At 69.6% G+C, this 22686-nt stretch carries 20 protein-coding genes and 3 pseudogenes; 10 read left to right on the top strand and 13 right to left on the bottom strand.

The window, feature by feature from the left end:
• Positions 1-270: 270 nt before the first annotated feature.
• Positions 271-667: pseudogene (locus ACTMSW_RS29015) on the top strand (helix-turn-helix domain-containing protein); the annotation flags it as partial.
• A 406-nt stretch (positions 668-1073) separates the two neighbouring features.
• Here the strand turns inward: ACTMSW_RS29015 and ACTMSW_RS29010 are convergent.
• The 5 genes from ACTMSW_RS29010 to ACTMSW_RS28990 all read right to left on the bottom strand — a co-directional run bounded on the left by ACTMSW_RS29010 (position 1074) and on the right by ACTMSW_RS28990 (position 5215).
• Complete coding sequence (locus ACTMSW_RS29010) at positions 1074-1319, bottom strand: hypothetical protein (RefSeq protein ID WP_441183920.1); 246 nt, start codon at positions 1317-1319, stop codon at positions 1074-1076.
• A 339-nt stretch (positions 1320-1658) separates the two neighbouring features.
• Positions 1659-2672 carry a zinc-dependent alcohol dehydrogenase gene (locus ACTMSW_RS29005; protein WP_441183919.1) on the bottom strand — a complete coding sequence of 338 codons (1014 nt, stop codon included), beginning with the start codon at positions 2670-2672 and terminating at the stop codon, positions 1659-1661.
• A complete protein-coding gene (locus ACTMSW_RS29000) occupies positions 2672-3523 on the bottom strand; it encodes a fumarylacetoacetate hydrolase family protein (RefSeq protein WP_441183918.1) in 852 nt (283 codons plus the stop codon). Before ACTMSW_RS29000 ends, ACTMSW_RS29005 begins: the two co-directional genes overlap by 1 nt.
• Positions 3524-3545: 22 nt before the next feature.
• On the bottom strand, positions 3546-4442 hold the full coding sequence (locus ACTMSW_RS28995) for an SMP-30/gluconolactonase/LRE family protein (RefSeq protein ID WP_441183917.1): 897 nt from the start codon (positions 4440-4442) through the stop codon (positions 3546-3548).
• Entirely contained in the window at positions 4439-5215 is a 777-nt protein-coding gene (locus ACTMSW_RS28990; RefSeq protein ID WP_441183916.1) for an IclR family transcriptional regulator, read from the bottom strand. The genes ACTMSW_RS28995 and ACTMSW_RS28990 overlap by 4 nt, the downstream gene beginning before the upstream one ends.
• Positions 5216-5351: 136 nt before the next feature.
• Here ACTMSW_RS28990 and ACTMSW_RS28985 point away from each other — a divergent pair, with 136 nt between their 5' ends.
• The 3 genes from ACTMSW_RS28985 to ACTMSW_RS28975 are packed head-to-tail and all read left to right on the top strand — an operon-like array spanning position 5352 to position 8045.
• Positions 5352-7064 carry an IlvD/Edd family dehydratase gene (locus tag ACTMSW_RS28985; RefSeq protein ID WP_441183915.1) on the top strand — a complete coding sequence of 571 codons (1713 nt, stop codon included), beginning with the start codon at positions 5352-5354 and terminating at the stop codon, positions 7062-7064.
• A gap of 10 nt (positions 7065-7074) precedes the next feature.
• Complete coding sequence (locus ACTMSW_RS28980) at positions 7075-7290, top strand: hypothetical protein (RefSeq protein ID WP_441183914.1); 216 nt, start codon at positions 7075-7077, stop codon at positions 7288-7290.
• Positions 7291-7301: 11 nt separating this feature from the next.
• A complete protein-coding gene (locus tag ACTMSW_RS28975) occupies positions 7302-8045 on the top strand; it encodes an SDR family NAD(P)-dependent oxidoreductase (protein ID WP_441183913.1) in 744 nt (247 codons plus the stop codon).
• Positions 8046-8101: 56 nt separating this feature from the next.
• On the opposite strand, the gene ACTMSW_RS28970 is transcribed toward ACTMSW_RS28975, so the two are convergent.
• Both ACTMSW_RS28970 and ACTMSW_RS28965 read right to left on the bottom strand, forming a co-directional pair.
• On the bottom strand, positions 8102-8740 hold the full coding sequence (locus tag ACTMSW_RS28970; protein WP_441183912.1) for a response regulator transcription factor: 639 nt from the start codon (positions 8738-8740) through the stop codon (positions 8102-8104).
• Positions 8740-10674 carry a sensor histidine kinase gene (locus ACTMSW_RS28965; protein WP_441183911.1) on the bottom strand — a complete coding sequence of 645 codons (1935 nt, stop codon included), beginning with the start codon at positions 10672-10674 and terminating at the stop codon, positions 8740-8742. Before ACTMSW_RS28965 ends, ACTMSW_RS28970 begins: the two co-directional genes overlap by 1 nt.
• A gap of 138 nt (positions 10675-10812) precedes the next feature.
• On the opposite strand from ACTMSW_RS28965, the gene ACTMSW_RS28960 reads away from it, so the two are divergent.
• Positions 10813-11145, top strand: a complete 333-nt coding sequence (locus ACTMSW_RS28960; RefSeq protein ID WP_441183910.1) for a hypothetical protein — start codon at positions 10813-10815, stop codon at positions 11143-11145.
• Positions 11146-11609: 464 nt separating this feature from the next.
• Here ACTMSW_RS28960 and ACTMSW_RS28955 read toward each other — a convergent pair whose 3' ends face one another.
• Both ACTMSW_RS28955 and ACTMSW_RS28950 read right to left on the bottom strand, forming a co-directional pair.
• Positions 11610-14576, bottom strand: a complete 2967-nt coding sequence (locus ACTMSW_RS28955; protein WP_441183909.1) for an ATP-binding protein — start codon at positions 14574-14576, stop codon at positions 11610-11612.
• Positions 14577-14598: 22 nt separating this feature from the next.
• A pseudogene (locus tag ACTMSW_RS28950) lies at positions 14599-14859 on the bottom strand (transposase); the annotation flags it as partial.
• Positions 14860-15273: 414 nt separating this feature from the next.
• On the opposite strand from ACTMSW_RS28950, the gene ACTMSW_RS28945 reads away from it, so the two are divergent.
• A complete protein-coding gene (locus tag ACTMSW_RS28945; protein WP_441183907.1) occupies positions 15274-15717 on the top strand; it encodes a YunG family protein in 444 nt (147 codons plus the stop codon).
• Between the two features lie 149 nt (positions 15718-15866).
• On the opposite strand, the gene ACTMSW_RS28940 is transcribed toward ACTMSW_RS28945, so the two are convergent.
• The 3 genes from ACTMSW_RS28940 to ACTMSW_RS28930 all read right to left on the bottom strand — a co-directional run bounded on the left by ACTMSW_RS28940 (position 15867) and on the right by ACTMSW_RS28930 (position 19183).
• Positions 15867-16670: a MerR family transcriptional regulator gene (locus ACTMSW_RS28940; protein ID WP_441183906.1), complete on the bottom strand. Its 804-nt coding sequence runs from the start codon at positions 16668-16670 to the stop codon at positions 15867-15869.
• A complete protein-coding gene (locus tag ACTMSW_RS28935) occupies positions 16663-17199 on the bottom strand; it encodes a hypothetical protein (RefSeq protein WP_441183905.1) in 537 nt (178 codons plus the stop codon). The genes ACTMSW_RS28940 and ACTMSW_RS28935 overlap by 8 nt, the downstream gene beginning before the upstream one ends.
• Before the next feature lie 544 nt (positions 17200-17743).
• Complete coding sequence (locus ACTMSW_RS28930; protein ID WP_441183904.1) at positions 17744-19183, bottom strand: SagB/ThcOx family dehydrogenase; 1440 nt, start codon at positions 19181-19183, stop codon at positions 17744-17746.
• Positions 19184-19456: 273 nt separating this feature from the next.
• Between ACTMSW_RS28930 and ACTMSW_RS28925 the strand changes: the two genes are divergently transcribed.
• The 3 genes from ACTMSW_RS28925 to ACTMSW_RS28915 are packed head-to-tail and all read left to right on the top strand — an operon-like array spanning position 19457 to position 21688.
• A complete protein-coding gene (locus ACTMSW_RS28925) occupies positions 19457-20275 on the top strand; it encodes a helix-turn-helix transcriptional regulator (RefSeq protein WP_441183903.1) in 819 nt (272 codons plus the stop codon).
• On the top strand, positions 20272-21018 hold the full coding sequence (locus tag ACTMSW_RS28920; protein WP_441183902.1) for an SDR family oxidoreductase: 747 nt from the start codon (positions 20272-20274) through the stop codon (positions 21016-21018). Before ACTMSW_RS28925 ends, ACTMSW_RS28920 begins: the two co-directional genes overlap by 4 nt.
• A gap of 4 nt (positions 21019-21022) precedes the next feature.
• Complete coding sequence (locus tag ACTMSW_RS28915) at positions 21023-21688, top strand: hypothetical protein (protein WP_441183900.1); 666 nt, start codon at positions 21023-21025, stop codon at positions 21686-21688.
• Here the strand turns inward: ACTMSW_RS28915 and ACTMSW_RS28910 are convergent.
• A complete protein-coding gene (locus tag ACTMSW_RS28910) occupies positions 21631-22149 on the bottom strand; it encodes a LacI family DNA-binding transcriptional regulator (protein WP_441183899.1) in 519 nt (172 codons plus the stop codon). The genes ACTMSW_RS28915 and ACTMSW_RS28910 overlap by 58 nt on opposite strands.
• Before the next feature lie 43 nt (positions 22150-22192).
• Between ACTMSW_RS28910 and ACTMSW_RS28905 the strand changes: the two are divergent.
• Positions 22193-22686: pseudogene (locus tag ACTMSW_RS28905) on the top strand (hypothetical protein); the annotation flags it as partial.

Genomic DNA, 22686 nt, shown 5'->3' with positions numbered 1-22686 from the left:
ACTGGTCGAGCAACGGTGGGGCCTCGTGGACTCAACTGGGCGTCACCAGCATCAGCTCTGGTTACACCCAGAAATTCACGCAGGCGTACAACGACCGTGGATACAAGATGCGTGCCTGCGGAAACGCGGGAAGCGCCCAGCCTCTCGTCTGCACCGGCTGGTACTAAACCGAAGAATGAGGTGACCTCGGGGGCGGGCAAGACTGCCGTGCAAGGGACGTCTCGTAACCGTTGTGCCCATCTGTTGAGAACGGTGCGGCAGGATGCCAGTGTGCAGGTGATCACGACAGCCCGTCCGGAGTGGATCTTCCCGCTCACCGGGCTGCGGCCCGCCCGGTTCCGCACGCTGGTCTGGCTGGTCGCCGAGCGCAGCAGCGATGGCATTGCCGACGGCCGGCCGGAACGGCAGTGGGCCCTGGACCTTGCCGACACGGTGCTGCTGGTGGCCACCTACTGGCGTACGAACCCTGACGATGCGCCAGATCGGTCCGCTGTTCGGGGTGTCGCACTCCGCGGCGCACCGGGTCATCGACACCCTCGCACGGCTACTGGCCCTGGCACCAGTACGAAAGCGGCCCGCCCAGCAAATCGCAATTGTCGACCGCACCCTGGTTCCCACCCGCGACCACCGCTTGGCCACCCGGAGCAAGCACTACCGGTACCCGACGAAATCCTGCGCGACTACCGCCGCGCCGCCCACACATTAGCCGACGCCGCTTCCGGCATCGCCAACCTCCACAACATCATCCTTGCCGGCTGACCACCGCCCCGGTGCCGGGCACGCCTTCACCCAGTTACGAGCCGTCCGTTAACTTGAACCACAACGATGCGCATGTCCCTGTCCTCACGGGCAGAAAGAGAAGGCAGCGCTGCTGCCATGCCCGAAGGTCCTGTGCGGGCTGGTGAGAAGTGCTTGTAGGGCTTGCGAGAGCGGGCCCCGGATCGAATCCGGGGCCCGCTCTGTCGACGTAGAGTTACTGTCACCCGAGCGAGACGGCGCCTCGAAGCGCAGCTCAGGTCAACATCACGTCGAACCTCGTACGCGCATCTCAGAGCGTCTAGCGTCGGCGGCGGCTATTTGGGCGCCAGTTGTAGTTCTTCCCTGACGACGACTATGGATTCATGGTCGCGATCACCCCACCGTAGTCCGGACATCTCGCCGCAGCGCAGGCCGCGTAGTGCGGTCAGCCACCAGAACGCGAACAGCGAGTCGTCGGTGACGGCGCCCCGGAACTCCGCGAGCTGCTCGGCGGTCCACACCGCCACCGCCGGCCGGACACCGTTGTGCTCCCATTGTTCGACGCGGGCGTCCGTCCACACCTTGGCGTGGGGTTGCTGGTAGCCGCTGACTTCGATGTGCCGGGCCGGGTTGCAGTCCAGCAGGCCCTCGCTCTCGGCGGCATCGGTGACGCCGGCGGTGACCCGTCGGGTCGGGGATGGCGGTGGGTGGCCGGGTGTTCGGTTTACCGTTCAATCGGCGCTGTAGATATGCCAAGGGGATCGCCATTGAGGTCGAGCGCGGCCGAACAGCCCACGCCGACGGCAGGATTTAGCGGCCAACCTTCGAGTGGTACTGCTGAGCCGGTCGCTGGCGCAGGCGCAGCGTTCCGGGGACGGCCTCTTCGAGGGCGGCCAGCATCGAGACGGTGGTCATGGAGACTACTTCCGTGGGTCGACGAGGATCTTCGGACCGGCGCCAGCGCCGGCGGGACGCTGCCCGGCGAGGACCTCGATGATCTCCTCGAGGCCGACGGTGGCGGCGACCAGGTCGCGCGGGTCGACGGAGCCGCCGGCGTACGCGGTGATGGTGCCGGCCAGGCCGGCGGAGGCGCCGAGGATGCCGACAGCGGTGACGTCCTTGAGGGCGATCCTGCGGGTGTCGACAGTGCTGGGAGAACCGGACAGGCCGACGTAGACCACTCGGCGACCGGGTTCGACCAGGTCTACGGCGAGAGCCGGAAGCGCGGGGGCGTTGGAGGCGTCCACCACCGCGTCCCATGCCAGGTCCGGCAACGTCTCGCGGGTCCACGCGTCGCCGAAGCCGAGCGAGCGCGCCAGCTGCAGACTGCTCTCATTTCGGCCCATCACATGAACTTCCGCGCCGTCGGCACGGGCGAACATCGCCACGAGCAGGCCGATGGTCGCGGTGCCCAGCACGAGCAGTCGCTCGCCGGGTGCGATCGCCGCGGCGTGCAGGCTACGCAGGGCGTTGCCGCCCGGCTCGACCAGGGCGCCGAGAGTGGCGTCCATGCCGGCGGGTAGCGCCTTGAGGTAGGCGGCCGGGTAGGCGAGCCGTTCGGCAAGGGCCCCAGGGATGCCGTCGGAGATGCCGAGCTCCCGCAGGTCGGCACAGACGTGGTGGCGGCCGGCGCGACAACGGACGCAGTGCCCGCAGCCGATCATGGTGTCGCCGGTGACCCGCTTACCGAGCCAGGACTCGTCGACGCCGGAACCGGTCGCGGTGACGGTGCCCGCCCATTCGTGGCCGGGCCGCAGCGGGTACGTGGACCGGCCGGTGTGCAGATAGCTCATCTCGCCGGTGAACAGCTCGACGTCGGTGCCGCAGACGCCGGCGCGTTCCACGTCGATGACGACCTGTCCCGGCCCGGCCTCAGGGTCGGGGACTTCCTGGACCTCGGCCTTGCCGGGTCCGGTGAACACCAGGGCCCGCATCAGCGGGCCCCGATGACGTGCTGGCGGGCGGCGCCGAGCCGGTCGATGCCGAGGTCGATGACGTCGCCGGGCTGTAGCCACACCTGCGGGTCGAGGCCCATGCCGACGCCGGGCGGTGTGCCGGTGTTGATCAGGTCGCCGGGCTCCAGGACGAGGAACTGGCTCAGGTAGTGGACGATGAAGTACGGGTCGAAGATCATCGTCTTGGTGTTGCCGGTCTGCCGGCGCACGCCGTTGACATCGAGCCACATGCCGAGGTCGCGCACGTCGGGGATCTCGTCGGGGGTGGCCAGCCACGGCCCGGCCGGGTTGAACGTCTCGGCGCTCTTGCCCTTGGCCCACTGCCCGCCGCGCTCCATCTGGAAGGCGCGCTCGCTCACGTCATTGACCAGCACGTAGCCGGCGATGTGGTCGCGGGCCTGCTCGGCGGAGTCGAGGTAGGAGGTGCGCTTGCCGATGACGACGCCGAGCTCGACCTCCCAGTCGGTTTTGCTGGAGCCGCGCGGGATCCGGACGTCGTCGTTCGGGCCGATCAGGGTGTTCGGGCTCTTCGTGAACAGGATCGGCTCGGCCGGCACGGCCTGACCGGTCTCGGCGGCGTGGTCGCTGAAGTTCAGGCCGATGCACAGGATCTGGTGCGGACGGGCGATCGGGGCGCCGATGCGCTGGTCACCGAACGCGCGGACCTGACCGGCGGCGATCCGCTCGGTGACCGCGTCGGCGAGGGTGCTGGCGCCGCCGGCGGCGAAGAACGTCTCGTTGAAGTCATCGACCAGGTCCGACACGTCGACGTAGTGGGTGTCGTCGACGCGAACGGCCGGCTTCTCGGCGCCTGCAGCACCGATACGCATGAGAAACACAGGTGCCTCCGGTTCAGAGGGCGGGATTCGGATTCCAGTACGCGGTGGGCAGCCCCACCGTGTCGACACGGGCGGTGAACAGCTGCCCGGAATCGGGATGTCTGGCGATGTCATCGCGGGACAACTCCGCGGTGGCGGTCGTGATGACCAGCACGTCGAGGTCAGGACCAGCGAAGGTGACGCTGGACGTGTGCGGTGCGTCCACGGTGACGGTGGCCAGTAGCCGTCCGTCAGGGGTACGGCACTCGACGCGGCCGCGACCCCAGATGGCGATCCACAGGTTGCCGTCCGCGTCGGTGCACATGCCGTCGGCGTAGCCGTCGGTGATCGCGAACGCCTCACGGCGCCGGCTGGTGACTCCGGTGGTCGGGTCGTAGTCCCGGATCCGGACCACGCCGCGGATGGTGTCGATGCTGTAGAGGCGGTCACCGGCCGGATTCCAGGCCAGACCGTTGGACAGGATGAGGTCCGAGTCGATCGTGGTCAACTGGTCGCTGTCAAGGCGGACGAGGACCTCGGTACCCGAGCGGTGCGCAGGGTCCAGCGTGCCGACCAGGAAGCGTCCAGCGGGGTCGACGGCGCCGTCGTTGAGCCGGTTAGGGCTGCCGGGCGCGAGGACCCGGGCCAGCTCCGTCCGCGTACCGTCGAGCCCGATCCAGGTCAGGGTCTCGCGTTCGGCGACCAGCAACTCCCCGGAGGCGGCGACGGCGACGGCGGCCGCCTCGGCATCGAAACGCCAGGAACCGGTGCGGATGATCGTCGCGGTGTCGGTGTGCAGCTCGCCCTGATGCACCGCGTGGCCCTCGATGTCGACCCAGAGCAGCCGCTGCCTGTCGGGATCCCAGACCGGGCCCTCCCCGAGGGTGTAGGCGCCGGCGCCGGCCGGTCGGGCAATGAACGATCTCGTCACGAACTCTCCGCGGGGTTGGCGACGATGGCCTGGATGGCCGGCAGATCGTCGACGAGCTTCTTCAGCGGTGTGCGGTAGGCGAGGCCGCTGATGCTGATCGCGCCGCTGGGCACGGTCGGTGAGGTCAGGAAGATGGGGACGGCGAGGCAGTTGACGCCGGGCTCGTTCTCCTGGTCGTCGACGCCGTAGCCGTCCTGCCGGGTGCGGGTCAGTGCCGCGTGCAACTGCTCTGCGGTGCCCACGGAATGCTCAGTTCGTCTGGTCAGCTCGTGCTCACCGACCCAGTCGCGGACCTGCTGTTCCGTGCTCAGGATGAAGGACAGCAGCAGCTTGCCGACGGCGGTGCAATGCGCCGGGTTCCGCCCGCCGACCACGGAGGTCAGACGCACGGCTCCGGAGACCGGATCGAGTTTGGATCGGTAGACCACGTCACGGCCGTCCAAAGCGGCGTAGTGGACGGTTTCGCCGTATCGCTCGCAGAGGCGCTCGAGGACGGGCTGGACGCGGACATGATCCGGACGGGCCTCGTGGTGGGCGAAGGCGAGCCGCAGGAACTCGTCACCGAGTACGTAGCGTCCATACCCGTCCTGGGCGGCGAACCCGGCCCGCCGTAACGAGGCGAGGGCGCGGTGAACCGTCGGTTTCGCGCTGGACACGGCCCGGGCCATGTCCTCCAACCCGACGCCCTGAGGGTGTTTCGCCAGTTCGGCGAGGACCGCGAGAACACGATCGGAACCGACGAGCTTGTCGGCATCCAACTCCTGCTCCTTCATGATTCCGGATAGTAGACCGGCATTCCACCAAAATGAAAGAGGGGTTTCATCGCGCCGCCTCATGCCCTACTATTCGACCACGATTCCATGAAGCTGATCAAAATTCCGTTAAATGGAATCCCGGGGAGGAGTTCCCATGTCACGCCGTAGCGCGCAGTGGTATGCCGGCGACGACCGCAACAGCTACATCCATCGGGCGTGGATGCGCCGCGGCCTGCCCGCCGACGCGTTCGACGGCCGCCCGCACATCGCGATCGCGAACACCGCCTCCGACCTCACACCGTGCAACGCCCACCTCAACGAGGTGGCCCGCAGTGTCTCCGACGGCATCTATCATGCCGGCGGCATCCCGCTGAACCTGCCCGTTGTCTCGCTGGGAGAGACGCAGGTGCGGCCGACGGCGATGCTGTGGCGCAACATGGCCGCGATGGCGATCGAGGAGATGCTCCGCGCCAACCCGATCGACGGCGTGGTCCTGCTCGGCGGCTGCGACAAGACCATCCCCGCGCTGCTGATGGGCGCCGCCTCGGTCGACCTGCCCGCCGTCGTGGTTCCGGGCGGTCCGATGCTCACCGGCACCTTCCGCGGCGTGCCGCTGGGCTGCGGCACCGGCGTCTGGCAACTGAGTGAAGAGGTTCGCGCGGGCACGCTGTCGGCCGCCGAATTCACCCGATCCGAATCCTCGATGATCAGGAGCAAGGGCCACTGCAACACCATGGGTACGGCCTCCACGATGGGCCTGCTCGCCGAGGTCCTCGGCATGACCCTGCCCGGCGTGGCCGGCACCCCCGCCCTCGACAGCCGCCTGCTGGAGGCCGCCCACGCCACCGGAGTGCTCGCCGTCGACCTCATCGAACGCGACCTGCGCCCGAGCGCCGTGATGACCCGCGGATCCTTCCTCAACGCCGTCGTCGCCCTGGCCGCACTCGGCGGCTCCACCAACGCCGTCGTGCACCTGCTCGCCATCGCCGGCCGGCTCGGCGTCGACCTCAACCAGGACGACTTCGACCGGGTCGGCTCCCACGTGCCTCTACTGGTCGACCTGCAACCGGCCGGCCGCTTCCTGATGGACGACCTCTTCCGTGCCGGCGGCCTGCACGCCGTGCTCGCCGAGGTCCGCGACCTGCTCGACCCCGCCGCGCTCACCGTCACCGGCCGGCCCCTGACCGAATACCTCGACACCGCCGTCGTCTACGACCGCGAGGTCATCCGGGCGCGAGAGCGCCCGTTGCAGCCGGAAGCGGGGATCGCCGTGCTCTACGGCAACCTGGCCCCGGACGGTGCCGTCATCAAACCGGCCGCCGCCTCACCCGAGCTGCTGCACCATCGCGGCCCGGCCGTGGTCTTCGACTCGATCGAAGACCTGCACACCCGCCTCGACGACCCGAACCTCGACGTCACCCCGGACTCGGTGCTGGTGCTGCGCGGTTGCGGCCCGAAGGGATACCCCGGCATGCCCGAGGTCTCCAACATGCCGCTGCCGGCGAAACTGCTCGCCGGGGGCGTACGCGACATGGTCCGCATCTGCGACGGGCGGATGAGCGGCACCGCGTACGGAACAGTGGTCCTGCACGTGGCGCCGGAGGCCGCCGCAGGCGGACCGCTCGCCAAGGTCCGCACCGGCGACATGATCATCCTCGATGTCGCGAACCGCCGCCTCGACGTCGACCTCCCGGAAGCGGAACTCGACGCCCGGGAACCGGCGCCAGAAGCCGTGAACGCCTTCGCCCGGCCGTCACGTGGCTGGGAACGGCTCTACGTGGACACTGTCGGACAGGCCAACACCGGCGCCGACCTCGACTTCCTGCTCGGTTCCAGCGGCGACCGGGTGTCGCGCGAATCCCACTGAAGGCGGCCACATGTCTCGCACCGCTGTCATCACCGGCGGCCGTAGCGGTCTGGGCGAGTCGGCCGCCGTACGCCTCGGGGCCGACGTCAACGACACCGCCGCCGTTCACGTCGCAGCCGACCACCGCATCGGGCCGATCGAACTCGCGCCCAGCGGCGTGCTCGTCAACGCCATCGCCCCTGCCGTCGGCGCCGTCCACGACATCGGCGGCCGGGCAACATACTGAAAGGCGATCTCATGACGGAATTCGACGGATTACGAGCCATCGTCACCGGCGGCGCTTCCGGCATCGGCCTGGCCACCGCCAAGCTGCTTGCCGAACGCGGTTGCGTGGTGGCCTGCCTCGACCTGAACACCAACGTCGACGAACCGCTGCTCGGCATCGGCTGCGACGTCACCGACGACGCCTCCGCGCGTGATGCCGTCAACGCGGCGGCTCGCGCCATGGACGGCATCGACATCGTGATCAACAACGCCGGCATCGGCGCCCAGGGCACCATCGAGGACAACGACGACGCGGAATGGGCTCGCGTCTTCGACGTCAACGTCTACGGCATGGTTCGCATCACCCGTGCGGCGCTGCCCTACCTGCGCGCCTCACAGCATGCGGCCATCGTCAACACCGGCTCCATCGCGGCGACCTCGGGACTGCCGCACCGCGCGCTGTACTCGGCGACCAAGGGCGCCGTTCAGTCGCTGACCCTGGCGATGGCCACCGATCACCTCGCCGACGGCATCCGGGTCAACTGCGTGAACCCGGGAACCGCGGACACTCCATGGATCGGACGTCTGCTCGCCAAGGCGAACGACCCCACCGCCGAACGCGCCGCCCTCAACGCGCGCCAGCCCATCGGCAGGCTCGTCACCCCCGCCGAGGTCGCCGCGGCCATCACCTACCTGGCCAGTCCGCTCGCCTCGGCCACCACCGGCACCGTCCTGGCTGTCGACGGCGGCCTCCAGACGCTGCGCGTACGAAAATGACGCCACTCAGGACCGTCAAAGCACCCGACTTGATGCAGTAGACACGCGATGCTTGCTCAGCGGGTCAGGTATGCGAGAACGGCGAGTACGCGGCGGTGTGTGTCCTGCGAGTCCACCAGCCGCAGCTTCTGGAAGATTGATCGCATGTGCGTCTCCACGGTGCGTTCGGACATGTGGAGACGGACGGAGACGGCCGTGTTCGACAGGCCCTCGGCGACCAGTGCGAGCACCTCGCGTTCCCGCGCGCTCAGATCGAGCAGCGGGTCGTTGCGCCGGACCGGGGCCATCAGCGCCCCGACGATCGCGGGGTCGAGCGCGGACCCGCCGCCCGCCACCCGGCGTACGGCGTCGAGGAAGTCGGTGAAACGCAGCACCCGGTCTTTCAGCAGGTAGCCGAAAGACCCGGCGGTCACGAGGTCGACGACCTGGTGCGTCTCGATGTGCTGGGACAGCAGCAGGACCGGCAGCGATGCGAACTCAGCCCGCAACTCGCGGGCGACCCGGGCACCGTCGTCGGTCATCCGCGGCGGCATCCGGACGTCGGCGATGACCAGGTCGGGTAGCTGCGTGCGGACGGCCGCCACCAGGCTGTCGGCGTCACCGACCGCCGCGGTCACCTCGTGGCCGTCCTCGGTGAGCAGCCGGTGCAGGCCCTCCCGGAACAGCACCGAGTCCTCGGCCAGGACCACGTGCATCACAACACCACGCGGATCGAGGTGCCGCCGCCGTCGGGGCTGACCACGTCGACGCTCCCGCCGAGCGCGGCCACCCGGTCATGCAGCGCGCTCAACCCGAAGCCGGGTCGGGCGCCGCCGCGGCCATCATCGGCGACCTCGATGGCGAGGCGCTCGCCGTCCGGGGCGACCGTGACGCGGACAGTGCGCGCCTGGGCATGCTTGAGCGCGTTCGCGACGCTTTCGGCGATGACGTAGTAAGCCGTTGTGGCCACGGCTTCGTTGACCTGTACGTCGGCCACCGACACCTCGACGGGCACCGGGCCACCGGCGACCAGCGACCGGATGGCGGTCTCCAGCCCGTCGTCCAAGCCGCTGGGCCGGATTCCGTGTGCCAGCCGGCGCAGCTCCGCCACGGTCGCCTCAAGCGCGGCGACTGCGGCGTCCAGGTCCTGGTAGACCGGATCCTGGGAGTGCATTCGGCGCTGCGCCGACCGTAACCGCATGCCGACGGCGAGGATGCGCTGCTGGGCGCCGTCATGGAGGTCGCGTTCGAGCCGGCGGCGCTCCTCGGTTGCGGCTTCGACGATGCGGGCGCGGCTGTCGCGCGCGTCCGCCAGCGCCGTGCGTAACTGGAGTCCCAGCCGGCTCACCTCGATCGGCAGCCGGGCCTCGACAGCGAGCTCCCGGGCCAGGCGCAGCCGGCGCCGGGACGTACGCCCGAGGACCATGACGGCGACGTCCGCCTCGCGCGCGCTCAGTGGCACCACCGTCCCCGCTGCCGGAGGTGGGGCGGGCAGGCCGCGCAGGTCGACCAGCTCGCCCGATCCTGGCGCGGTGAGCAGCACCCGCAACTCCTCGTCGCCGAGGGCCCGGCGCAGCACCGCCTCCACGTCCTCCGGCTCCGACTGGCCATCCCGGACGCGCTGGACGAACCGCCGGACGGTCTCGACGGTGACGGTCCGCTCCCGGTCGAAGATGTGGGCCGTGGCCGTGTGCGTCCGTCGGTACACGGGCAGCAGTGCCAGTGCGGTCACGAAGGCGGCCACACCGATCCCGGTCGACGAACCGGCCGCATCTCGGCTCAGCTCCGCCACCCCCACCACGACCAGCGCAAACAGGCACGCGGACACCAGCGTGGTAAGCAGCCAGGCCATGGTGTCGCCGAGCAGCCGGTCGATGTCGAGCAGATCGTGCTGGAGGATCGCGGTCGCCACCGCCGCCGGCACCAGCACGACCATCGCCAGGATGAAGCCGGTGTAGGCCACCTCCGTCGTAGCGCCGAACACCTCGGCCACCCAGCCGGCTGCGAGGAGCACCGGTACGGACGCGGCACCGAGCAGTAGCCAGTGCAGCTGCTGCCGGACCAATTCGTCGCCGTGCCGGTAACGGATCACCAGCGAACTGAGCGCACCGAGCAGCGCGGCGAGGAACAGCCCCAGGGCGAGGAAGATCGCTACGGGAGGCGGGCCGGCCTGTTCGGCGGCGGGGTCGTCCGGCTGGCCGGCCACCGCGACCATGACGCACAGCGCGGCCAGCAGCCACAGCCATGGCATCGCCCGCCACCAACGGCCAGGCAGCAGTCCGTTCGGGAACGTCATGCAAAGCAGTACGAACCCGGCCAGATTGAAAACCCAGATGCCGATGCCGGCGGCGGCTACCGCCTCAGCACCCCACCACGGATCGGGCGAGTCTGCGGTCCGGGCCCAGTTCTCGACACCGTTCGTGAGCACCGGCGCGGCGACCAGCGCCAGCAGCACCGGACCGGCCGGGCTGTCCGGCCGCCGGGCGAGCACCAGCAGCCCGAGCACGACGGCGGGCAGCGCGCTCACCACGGTGATCGCGGCGCCAGCCGCACCGATCACGCCGTCGATGGCGGCGGCGACCACCAGCGCGGCGCCGGCCACCAAGCCGAGCGCCAGAATCAACGCGGCCACGCGCGAACGGACCCTCACCGGTCAATGATCGAACAGACCCCCGCCGCGGCGCATCCGTGCCAGCACGTACAAGGGAACCCGTGCTCGCCTGGATGTCAGCCCACGCCGTGTGCGCGACGGTGGACGCCGTCGTCAGTACCCGACCGAGGAGCCTCGATGAACCTCATCTTTGTCCTGCTCGTCTCGTTTCCGCTCGGCTACTTCCTCGCCAGCCGCACGACGGCGGTCGTCGCCTATGTCGCGGCGTTCGGCCCGCTGTTCACATTTCAGACCCTCAGCCTCGTCATCGACTGGACCGAGGGGAGCACGGCCGCGTTCGGCGGACCGTTCCCGAGCTCCGACTACTCGAACGTGGCCGGCTACGCAGCTGTCAACCTCGTCCTCTACCTGGTCGGCTTCGGCCTGATCATGCTCGGCCACCGGCTCGGCGCCAAGCGCCGCGTCCGCCGCGCCGTCGGTCAGGCCGTCAGCCTCGATCCGATCCGCTGAACGCCGCGAGCGGTGCCCCCCAGGGCGCCGCTTTCGCAACTCCCGCTGATTACCCGCGCCGGTGAGCTCGCCCCGACGTCCGGTGTCATGTCACCTTCCCGGTGGAGGCGCCGAGCACGTAGCTAGCGGAACGAAGATCATAAGATGGAACTCAATGTGGGGGTGGCCAGGTCGGTGCTGGGCCTGCCAGCAGTGCATCCAGATACAGGGGGCTCCGGTCCTGCGTACCACGTCGCAGGTGGCGTAGTGGACGGGCTTCGGGGGAGCGGACGCTGCGGGCCGGTCGCGGCTTGGCGGCGGCCTCACTGGCATCGGGCTGCTGCTCCTGGCGAACAGCAGCAGAGCCATGGGCAGGGGCGCAGGACCGACCCCTAAATCTCCGACGCTGAGGCGAATCCCTGGCACCCTTGTCGAGGGCCGGGCCCATGGATGGCGTCACCTGAGCGCAGCCGTCGGGCGATTCGCTATCGGGGCGATCGGATCGCCTGTCGCACCTCGCCGGTCAGGGCCTCGTCGCCGATGTCCTTGGCGATGGACAGGGCCAGCCGGTACAGCCGCTTCGCCCGTCGGCGTTCGATCCACCTGGTCATGATCTGGGCCCGGGCCAGGGCTACCCGTGCCTCTCCGCAGCGGTCCCCGATCTCGACGAAGATGCGGAGCGCCTCGCGTTGAGCGTCCTCGGCGGCCCGTCGATCACCCAGCAGTCCGTGCTCCAGGCCACGCTCATGCCACGCCCAGCCCGATCCTCGTTGCTCGCCGAGCATGGCGAAGATACTCAAGGCGCGGTCCCGGTTCTTCCGTGCGGCGGCGTAGTCAGCCAGCAGTCGTTGCGAGATGGACAGCTCGTGCAGCGACCATCCTTCGCCCCGCTTGTCGTCGAGCTCGATGAAGACAGCAAGGGCAGCTGTATGCGCCGAGACCGCGGCCGCGTAGTCACCTTCGGAACGGCACGTGATCCCCGATTCGTGCAACGCCCAGGCGTGGCCGGACCGGTCGCCCGATTCGGCGAACGCCTTGGCGGCGCGGCGGAAACAGAGGCCGGCGCGATCGATGTCGCCCGTGCACCGAAACGCGATGCCCAACTCCTGAGAAGCGTAGGCGCATCCGTCGGCGTTTCCGAGCGTCGTGAACAGGCCCAGCGCGTCGGTGTGCGCACGGATCGCAGCCATGTAGTCGTCCAGGCAACGAGAAACGATTCCCAGCTCGTGCAACGCCCAGGCCCGGCCACATCGATCGCCCAGCTCGTCGAACATCGCGGCGGCGCGTTCGAGGCTGCTCCGTGCATCGATGTTGTCCCCCGAGTGGCGGCAGGTGACGCCCCACTCGTGCCGGGCCCACGCTTCACCCGAGCGGTTACCCAGGTCGGCGAAGATGCCGACAGCCGCGGTGAAGGCCTCCTTCGCCTGCGGGTACTCACCGTTCAGCCGGTGGAGGATTCCCCGCTCGTGCTGGGCGTATCCGCTGCCCCGACGATCACCCTGGGACTCGAACATGGAAAGCGCCCGGGAGAAGCAGGACTCGGCGTAGGCGAGGCGACCTTCGAGACGCATCACCACACCCAGTTCGTGGAGGGCATAGGCGGCGCCGCGCCGATCCTCGACCTGGTCGAACGCCTCGTACGCGCGCTGCAGGAACGCCTGGGCCTGCGTCCACTCATGGGCCGAACGGCGTAGCACTCCCAGCTCATTGAGCGCGTAACCCTGTCCTTGTCGATCGCCGAGGGCCGTGAACTGCTCGTACGCCCGCTGCTGTACTGCGCTGGCCTCTTCGAGTTCGCCGCGGAGGCGCAGAATGATGCCTAGCTCGCTCCAGGCTTGGGCCTGGGCCGGATGATCGCCGGTCCGTTCCGCCGCGGCGACCGCCGCTCGGTGGACGTCGGCCGCCCGTTCCCACGGTCCGGCGGACTCGAGGTGCCGGGACAGGGCTGCGGCCAAGTCGATGACCAGATCATCGAGCCGCTCGTCCTGGGCGTACCGGAAACAGCTGAGCAGGTTGGCGTGCTCGGCCGTCAGCCACGCGACGGATTCTCCGGGTCCTGAGGATGCTGTTCCGCCATCGCCTCCGTCCTTCTCCGGGCCGTGGGCGGCGGCGATGCGGTCGTTGGCCCGCACGACGGCATCGCGGTAGAAGTGCAGCAGGCGGCGTACCGCCCTCCGGTTCTCTGCGGCGGGGTCCTCGGCGGCGCGGGCCTGCGCGTAGGCACGGAGCAGGTCGTGAAAGCGGTAGCGGCCCGCAGAGGGCTCCTGCAGCAGGTGCTCGTTGCTGAGCATCTCCAGATCCTCGGCTGCTTCCTCGACAGGAACGTCGCACAGAGCGGCTACCGCGCCGGCGTCGAAATCTGTACCCGGGTGCAGGCTGATCCGCCGGAACAAGCGCTGCCTGGAAAGCGGAAGGTCACGGTACGAGAGTTCGAAAACCGCGCTGACCGTGATGTCCTCCGTCCGCAGGACGGCCGACCGGTCGCGGGCAGCGCGCATGACGTGCAACCGGTCGCCGAGTTGCCAGGACGGGTGATGACGGAACTGACTCGCGACCATGCAGATGGCCAGCGGCAGGTACCCGCAGAACGCCACCCACTGCTCCACTGACTCCGCTTGCTCGGGTCCGACGGCACGCTGCGACACACGGGCGAAGAGCGCCCTGGACTCCTCCATGCTCAGGGGGCTTAGCGAGAGGACTCCCGTGGCGGACAGGGCTGTCAGCCGATGACGGCTCGTCACCAGGACGAGGCAGCCCGCAGAGTTCGGCAGGAAGGGCTCGACCTGCCCGTGCGTCGCGGCGTCGTCCAGCACTATCAGTACCCGGCGACGGGCCAGGTAGTTGCGCCACATGGTGGCGCGGTCGTCCAGGGTCGCGGGAACATGCTCGGTCGAAACGCCCAGCGCCACGAGGAGCCGACCGAGCACCTCGCAGGGATCTGCCCGGCTCCGCTCGGGGCTGTGTGCGTGAAGCCGGACGAACAGCTGCCCGTCCCGGTAGCGGTCGGCGACCATGTGCGCCACCTGCACGACGAGCGCGGTCTTGCCGACCCCGGGCATCCCATCGACGACGTGGACCGACAGACCGCTACCGGCCCCGTCGCGCACCGCCTTGACCAGCGCGTCCACCTCCTGCCGCCGTCCGGTGAAGTCGCTGACCGCGCGGGGGAGCGTTCGCAGGACCGCCGGCACCGCGACGTTGGTGGACTGCACAGCGGCCGGATCGCTCACCTGATGGGAGGCGTCGGCAGCGACAGGGGAACCGCGTTTCCGTTGCTGAAGTACCACCGCGCTCGCGCACAGGCTCAGTACCCCCACGATCGCAGAGACGACACTTGCCCACTTGTCCGCGGCGTCCAGCCTGCCCACGGTGAGGAACAAGGTCAGCCCGACCAGACCGACAGAGCCCACCGACGCCAGTACCAGACTGAGAATCTTCTTTCTCTCCGCCACTGTTCCATCATGGTGCGTCACTGCCACGTTCAGGATTTGGTAGCGGTCTACGTGGGCCTCGGCGTGCCTGGTAGGTAGCCAATGTGTGGCTGCCCTTCTTCAGGTCGCCGGTCTCATCGACGGCGAGGACCGCGTCCGGAGCACCGAACCGGTCGGCGATCAGCTGCCGCAGGCCGTCGCGGACGGCGTCGGCGTCCCACACCGCCCGTACAACAGGCGTTGAATCGCGTCCGGCCGGGCATACCCGGCCTGCCTCCGCCAACTGCCAGCACGTCTTCCCCTCAGTGCCAACGTCGGCGCCGTAGCTACCTACGCCTCGGCCGGCTTCACGCCGTCAGCTGAGGTGGCCGATCTGCGCCGCGGTTCCCAGTGAATACCGCGATGCCGCCGACCAGGACCCGGCCGACACCGGACTGGTCAAGCTCACGGTCAACGAGGTCCGCCGCCTGATCAACGCCTGCCTCATCCGCCCGATCAGCAACCTCGCCCTCCGTTTGCACTGGTCAGGCTGGCGGTGCCAGCATCAAGCCCGAGCCCGACGAGCCCACTACACGCGCCGGCTCACCCTCGAACTTCAACCATGATCTCGAAGAACGCATACCGCCGCCCACAGCTGTAGTGACGGAAGCCTTCTCATGCCCGCCGCCAAGGGGGTATTTCTTGACTCTCGACCCGGTTGAGGGCTGACCCTTCCTGCGTGACGTCTGAAAAGCGCGATCAACGATCAGTCCCTCTCGCGATTGACCTGGAGATGCTGCGGCCGGTACTGCGCGGCGGTTGGGGAGCGGATACCTGCGACCCGCACGATGTGCAGGACTGGCACGCCGGCAACCCAGCCCGTGGCCAATGCGGGGTGACTGCCTTGATCATTCAGGACCTGCTCGGCGGAGAGCTGATCCTCGGCAAGGTCCTCGCCGGAGACGTCAAGGTCGGCTACCACTACTGGAATCGATTGGCCGATGGCCGCGAGGTCGACCTGACCGCTGACCAGTTCCAGCCACCGGAAGTCGTTGTCGGCGGTCAAGTCCAGCAACGCCCGCCGGGCCCACCTCGGCGATGCCGCCAGCAGTACGAGATCCTCCGGCACCGCGTCTTCGCAGCCCTCTACGGCGAAGATCCAACGCAACCCACCCAACAGTGACGGCCGGTGAACAGGCCGAGCGCACGAACGGCGGCAATGAGGCACGGCCGCTGACGCCGTTGGTGACGTCAGCGGCCTGGCTGTGACGGTCACGGATGATGATCAGCGAGCCCCGGCTCGCGACCTGCGGGTGCCTTCCGGACCGCGCTCTACTGCCAGGTCGCGGTGTCAGGGTCGATGCTGTGGGCGCGAGGGCTGGCGTCGATGATGCGACGGAACCACGTGGCAAGGCCGGCGCGGATGCCGTCGTAGTGGGCAGCAAATGCCGGATCGGCCTCAAACCTGCGACCGAGACAGACCTGCATCTGCCTGGTGAGGGGAAAGTACGAGGAAAAGACTTCGCGGTGCCGCTCGACGAGTTGATTCGCTGCTGGGCTGCCAGGTGTGACGCCGGCGTCCATCGCATCCCGGAGGGCGCGGTCGAGGCCGGCAATGGCGTGGGAGATGGCCTGCCATTCCTCCGGGCCGCGAGAGGCTGAACGTTCGGCGTACTGCCGCCATTGCGTCGTGTCCCCGTAGCGCTGATGAGCTTGGGCGTGTCGGTCCGGGTCCCACCCGGGGCCGAAGATCGCGGCCTGCTGCGCGATGGTCAGCAGCAGGCCGCGCTCGTGGGCGTCGATCATTCGATCCAGTCCGGCGCTGAGCTGCTGGAGGCGGTCGATCCGTTCAGCAACCTGGGTGCGCTGCGCGCGCAACGCGCCGGGCACGTCCACAATCGAGTCGTCCAAGACGGCCCGGATCCTGTCCAGGTCGAAACCGATTTCACGGTAGACCACGATGCGGTGTAGGCGTTCCAGATCACCAGCGGTGTAGAGCCGGTACCCGGCAGCCGTGCGCAGCGACGGTCGCGCCAGACCGATCTCATCCCAGTGGTGCAGCGCGCGGACTGTCACGCCCAGACGCGCCGAGACCTGACCGACGGTCAGGCCATCGGCGTCTGCGACATCAGGCATGCTCGTCATTGTCGTCGCGACCGATGCCCGATGGGCTGATCCCGACGGCTTCAAGGTTCTCTGCCTCCTGACTGGACGGATCCCAGGGTTTCGCCGCGGTGAAAACGATCCGTGCGTTCTCGGGGGTGATCACCGCCACGTCACGGGTGTTCCAGGGAGTGTCCCGTGGACCAACGACCGAGTTCGGGCGCAACGCACCACAGGCCTCGACAAGGGAATCGAGCTGGCCAAGCACGCACGCGAAACTGAAGCTGACCGCGGGTGTCTGCTCCGGGACGCTCGCAGCCGGGATGAGGAGTACGTCCTGGAACGCCCAGCGGCGCAGATGCACAACCCTGCCGGGGATGCGGAACAGTTCGAAGAATCCGAGCCCACGAATCCAGAAGTCCACCGACGCCGCCAAATCGATCGTGGGGATCGTCACGAACGCGGGCATTCCATAGATGCCACGAAACGGCTCCGGCGGAACCGCATCCGGGCCGGGGGCGGGCACGGGACTCATCTCAAACGCGTTGTAGTAGTCACTCATGCACCCCACCCTCCAGCCTCCCGCAGCGTGAGGGTCAAGCCGGCTGTGGGTGTTGGGCTGTAGCCATTTCATCCTGGGTAGCTCGGGTTCTCGGTGTGGTGGAGGACGAGGATGGCCTGCACGATCGTGGTCGGGCTACCCCCACATGCCGTGACCAGCAAGGTCATGGCGAAACCGGCTCAAGGCCTAGGGGACCCGGCATGCCGGTCCTGGCTGCCGGCGACCATCGGCGCCGACTACAGCGTGGTCACCGCCGCGCCGCCAGGCCCCCGATCGTGATCGCCGGCCGCGTCAGGTGCAACCGCGACAGCGAGGCGGGAAATGGCGACTGACCTGCGAAACGCTCAGTGAGATCTCCGCCTGGGGCGACGCATCAGGCGAACCGTTGCGCACCGTCACCGGCGCGTCCCGCGAGGTCGAAGACTGCGGCGAAGGTGGCTGAACACGCGGTGCCACCGTATCCATGTCGGAGCCGGGCGTGTCGACGCGACCCGGAACGGCACCTCGGTGACGGAGACCTCCGTCGTCCGCTACAGCTGACCCGTCACGCGTTGCCCATGCGGGGCACGACCGGGCGGACCGCCACCGGTGCGCCCGGTCGGCCGCCGGGCCGGGACGTGTACTCGGGCACACCCACACACGTGAAGAGCAGCGCGGCCAGGTCGTCCGGCTCACCGAGCAGACCCGGCACCTCCGAGTCGTTGAAGGTCATGCCGGAGGCGCCGGCACCCAGGGCGTACGCGGCCAGGTGCAGCCGGCCCTCGACGAGCCCGGCGGCGAGCTGCGCGTCCCGGTAGGAGCGGTCGTCCAGGTCGGACGCCCGGGTGGCGGCGACGACGACGTACGCGGCGTCGGCGGCGAGCGACTGGTCGAGGCATACCCGCAGCAGCTCGTCACGGAGGTCACCCGCCCGCAGCGGGGTCGACAGGTCCGGCCACCGGTAAAGGCCCGGGGAGACACCGTCGACGCCGTGCACCGCCACCCAGTGCGGGACTGCCACCCCGCGCAGGGCGGCGCTCATCGACCATTCCAGGGTGCGGCGGGGCAGCGTCCCGGAGCGGTCCATGCGGCGTTGGGAACCGCGCCGACGCACCACCTCGTCCAGGGAGTCCGACGGCGGGACCTCCGGCAGCGGGTCGCCCGCCGGCCAGGGGTCACCCAGGACGGTCCGTTCGCCGGCCCGTTGCGCGGCGGTGCACAGTGGCAGCTCGACCGGCGGCAGGTCACCGGCCGCGGCCGGCCCCCCGGGGCCGACCGTCGGCTCGCCGTCGCCCAGGCTCAGCAGGGCCAGGGGGAACTCGTGGACGCCGTCGGCGCCGACGAGCTCACGCACCTGAGCGTCGGGGAAGAGCGACCGCAGGCGTGGCCCGAGGCCGGCGCTGGCCGCCGCGACGGACAGCTGGGACAGCAGGGTGCCGGCGTCCCAGTAGATGTGCCGCCAGCCGCGTTCGGCGTACCGCCAGCCGGTCCGCCACGGCACGCCCGTGACGACGAGTGTGGTGGCCGTCCCGACAGCGGCGGGCGCGACCTGGACGAGGGCGTGTCGCTGCCCGTCGTACCAGTGCACGCCGTCCGGCACACCGGCGACGCCACGCGTGCTCGCGTACACCTCGAGAGGGAAGCGGGCCCCCGCAGAGCCGGAGGCGCGGTAGAGGATCGGGCGTCCGTCGCGCTCGGCGGTGCGGACGACGCCGGCCCCGAGGAAGAGCACGCGGCCGAGCTGCGCGGCGTCGAGCGGCCGGGCCGGGGCCGCGACGCCGGCGAGCACGGCCGTCGCCGACACGCCGGGGTCGGGCAGGTCGCGCGGCAGGGCGACGACGGGCAGACCCCGGGTGTACGCCTTCGTCGGCGACGGCAGCGTCGCCGGGTCGTTGGGAACGAGGTCCTGACGCACGCGCGGGTCGTCGGCGGGCACGGTCCACTCGCGGTCCGGTCGGTACGAGGTGAGCCGGTGCAGCAGGCCGGCGCCGGAGTCGAGATCCACGTGGCCATCCTGCCAGCACGCCACGCCCGGCGGTGTCCGCGAACGTGTGAATTCTTCCGTTACGCCTGGTTCGGTTTGGCGTACTCGTTCAATACGGCTGGCCCCTGGTCGGCCTAGCGTGGGGGCGACGCGACGGCGAGGGGAGCGGTGGTGGAGGACTTCGCCAGTGCGGTGCTGGTCTCGGCGGTGCGAGGGGTCCTGGCCGAGGAGGGTCTCGCGCCTGCCGTGTCGCCGCCGTCCGGGGCGCTGGTGTCGTTGGAGGTCAAGCGTCGGTTGCTGGCCGAGGTCGCCGACGCCCATGGTCTGCTGCCTCTGCTGCGGGTCGGCTTGGCGCTGCCGAGGCTGCCGCCGCACCCGGTGATCACCGCGTTGCGGGCCGCCGACACCCCGCTCGATCTGTTTCGTCGGTGGAGCCGGTTGGAGCGGTTCAGCCACTCCCGTCACCGGGTTGTCGTGCGTCACGCCGCCCCGACGTGCGTGGTCGCCGAGCATGTGGGCCCACCGGGTTCACCGCCGCACCCGGCGGAGGACGCGCTGGTCCTCGGGGTCCTGGCGGCGCTGGTGGACGACACCGGCGCACGGGGACTCACGGTTGTCCTCGACCCGGAGCTGGTCGTGTTCGCCGATGGGGTCTTCACCGCGCCGCCACCGTCTCACGCTACTTCCCAATGGCGATTCACGTGGTCGTCGCAGGTGCCGCCGGCAGGCACTGTCGTTGCCGTCACCGGCGAAGGTCTCGGCGGTCGATCCCGGGCTGTGTTGGCCGCCGACCTGGTCCGGCGGTGGACGGTTGGCGATCTGGCCGCCGAAACAGCGATGTCGGTGCGCAGCCTGCAGCGGCAGCTCCGGCCCGCCGGTGGTTTCGCCGCGCTGCTCGGTGCCGTGCGCGCGGACCGGGCGGCTGACCTGCTCCTCACCACCGCCCACCCGTTGGGCGTCATCGGTTTTGCCTGCGGTTACGCCGACCAGCCGCACTTCACCCGCGACTTCAGACGCCGTACCGCGATGACTCCGGCGGCTTACCGGTCGGCGTTCGCGCCGCCGTCGCCGCCAACCGGCACCCTTCGACCAGCAGAGGCGACCCTGGCATGAATCTGGCCGACAGCACGGTCCTCATCACCGGCGCCACCCGCGGCATCGGCCGTGAACTCACCGAGCAGTTGCTCGGTCTCGGCGCGCACGTCGTGGCCGTCGGTCGCGACCATCAGCAGCTGACGTTCCTGACCGGCACCTACGGCGATCGCGTCACCCCCTGGGCGGTCGACCTCGCGGACCCGGACGCCGTCGACGTGCTCGTGCGCCAACTGCCTGAGCGGCACCCCACCCTGGCCATGGTGATCAACAACGCTGGTGTGCAGACGATCACCGACTTGTTCGCCGACGACGCCGCCATGCGGCCGGTCCTGCGAGCTGAGATCGCCGTCAACCTCGACGCGGTCGTGGCACTGTGCACCGGTCTACTGCCGCAGCTGAGACGGCAGCCGTCCGCCGCGATCGTCAACGTCACCAGCGGCCTCGCGCTGGCGCCGAAGGCGTCCGCGCCGGTGTACTGCGCCACCAAAGCCGCGGTACGGACCTTCACGCGGGCCCTGCGCTACCAGTGCCAGGACACCGCCCCCCACATCCGGGTCACCGACGTGATCCTGCCCCTGGTCGACACCGACATGACCCGCGGACGCGGCCACGGCAAGATCAGCGCGGCCGCCGCCGCCACGGCCATCATCGCTGGCATCCACCGCGGATCTCCTGAGGTGTACATCGGCAAGGCCCGGCTCCTGCCGGCGTTGCTGCGGCTGGCACCGGCCCTGGCATACCGGACCTTGCGTCGTGGCTGACCCGGTGACCGCACCCGAGCACCCCAGCCGCACCGTGCGGGTCCTCCGTAGGCTCGACCGGGCCGCGCACCAACGGTGGTTCCTGCCCGCGGTAGGCGTCTTCCCGCTCAGCGACTACGCCGCGCCCGTACTACCCAACCAGATCCTGCTCACCACCCTGGCCGTTCTGCATCCCCGCCGCTGGGGGGCGCTGACCATCACCTTCGTCACCGCCGCCGGCCTCGGCGCGCTGGCGGTGGCAGCCACCGTGCAGGCCACCGACCCCTGGCTGCTCGACACCCTCGGTGGCGGCCCCGACGCCCTCGCGGGCGTCACCGGGCAGATCCGCCGGTACGGCCTGTGGGCCCTGGCCGCCCTGGCCCTGCTGCCCTGGCCGCCACGCACCGCCGTGCTCGCTTGTGCCCTGGCCGGCATACCGCCCTGGGTCATCGCTGCGGTCGTCATGGCCGTCCGCCCTCTACCGGTCGCTGCTATGGCCTTCACCGCTGCGAAAGCCCCGCACCTGCTCCGCCGTTTCCCTCGCGTCGACCGTCTGCTCACCGCGGTCGAAGCCGACCGAACCTCGCCGGCCGCTACCTACGACCCGACCAATGGGCCGAACGGCGCTGAGCGTCAGGTACGGCGACGGCCGGACGACGAGGTCGTGCTCACGCGAACGACGAGCTCGTAGCCGCAGACGATCTCCTCGGGAGTGACGGTTTCGCCGGCGACCTGGCCAGCAGTCGATCCACCGCCGTGCGGGCGATCGCCGAGCAGGACGGTCGGGATGTCCAGCCGCTGCGCCGCCAGGTCCTCCGCGGTGATCGCCATGGGGCTCAGGATCAACCCGTCGATGACGTGGGTCCGGTAGCCGTCGAGGACGAGGAGCTCGCGCGAGCGGTCGGCGCCGGTCTGGTCGATGAGCAGGGTCACGCCGTGTTCGGCGGCCTGCACCTGTACGAGGTTGGCCAGCTCGGCGAAGTAGGGGGCGGCGATCTCCGGGACCGCGAGCGCGATGAGGCCGGTCCGTCCGCGGCGCAGCGAGCGTGCGCTGACGTTGGGCCGGTACTTCAGCTCGTCGATCGCGCGTTGCACCCGCTCGCGGGTCTCGGCGCGCACGTGCGCATAACCGCTCACCACGTTGGAAACCACGTAGCAAGATGGTCCGGACAGGGGCGGCGGACGGCGTGTCGTCGTGACCGGAGGCAACCGGGAGGACCGGCGCGTGCGGATGCTCAGCACCGAGGCACTGCTCCATCTGCCCGCGACCGTGCCCGTTCCCCGCTACGACCGCAGGGCGGTCACCGTCGGCATCGTGCACCTCGGCGTCGGCAGCTTCCACCGCGCCCACCAGGCCGTCTACCTCGACCGGCTGATGTCCGCCGGGACGGTTCCCGAGTGGGGCATCTGCGGTGTCGGCGTGCTGCCGCACGACCGTCACATGAAGGAGGTCCTCGACGCTCAGGACCATCTGTTCACCGTCGTGGTCAAGCACCCCGACGGCCGGCTGGAGCCCAGTGTCGTCGGTTCGCTGGTCGACTACCTCTTCGCGCCCGACGACCCCGAGGCGGTCGTCGAGCGGATGGCGTCCCCGGCCACCCGGATCGTCACACTCACCATCACCGAGGGTGGCTACTGCCTGCACCCGGTCACCGGCGAATTCGACCCCGGCGAGTCGGTACTGCGCGA

The organism is Micromonospora sp. BQ11 (assembly GCF_052068135.1).
GTDB lineage: Bacteria > Actinomycetota > Actinomycetes > Mycobacteriales > Micromonosporaceae > Micromonospora.
The sequence above is the reverse complement of the archived record's forward strand: the minus strand, read 5'-3'. Positions and strand labels throughout refer to the sequence as shown.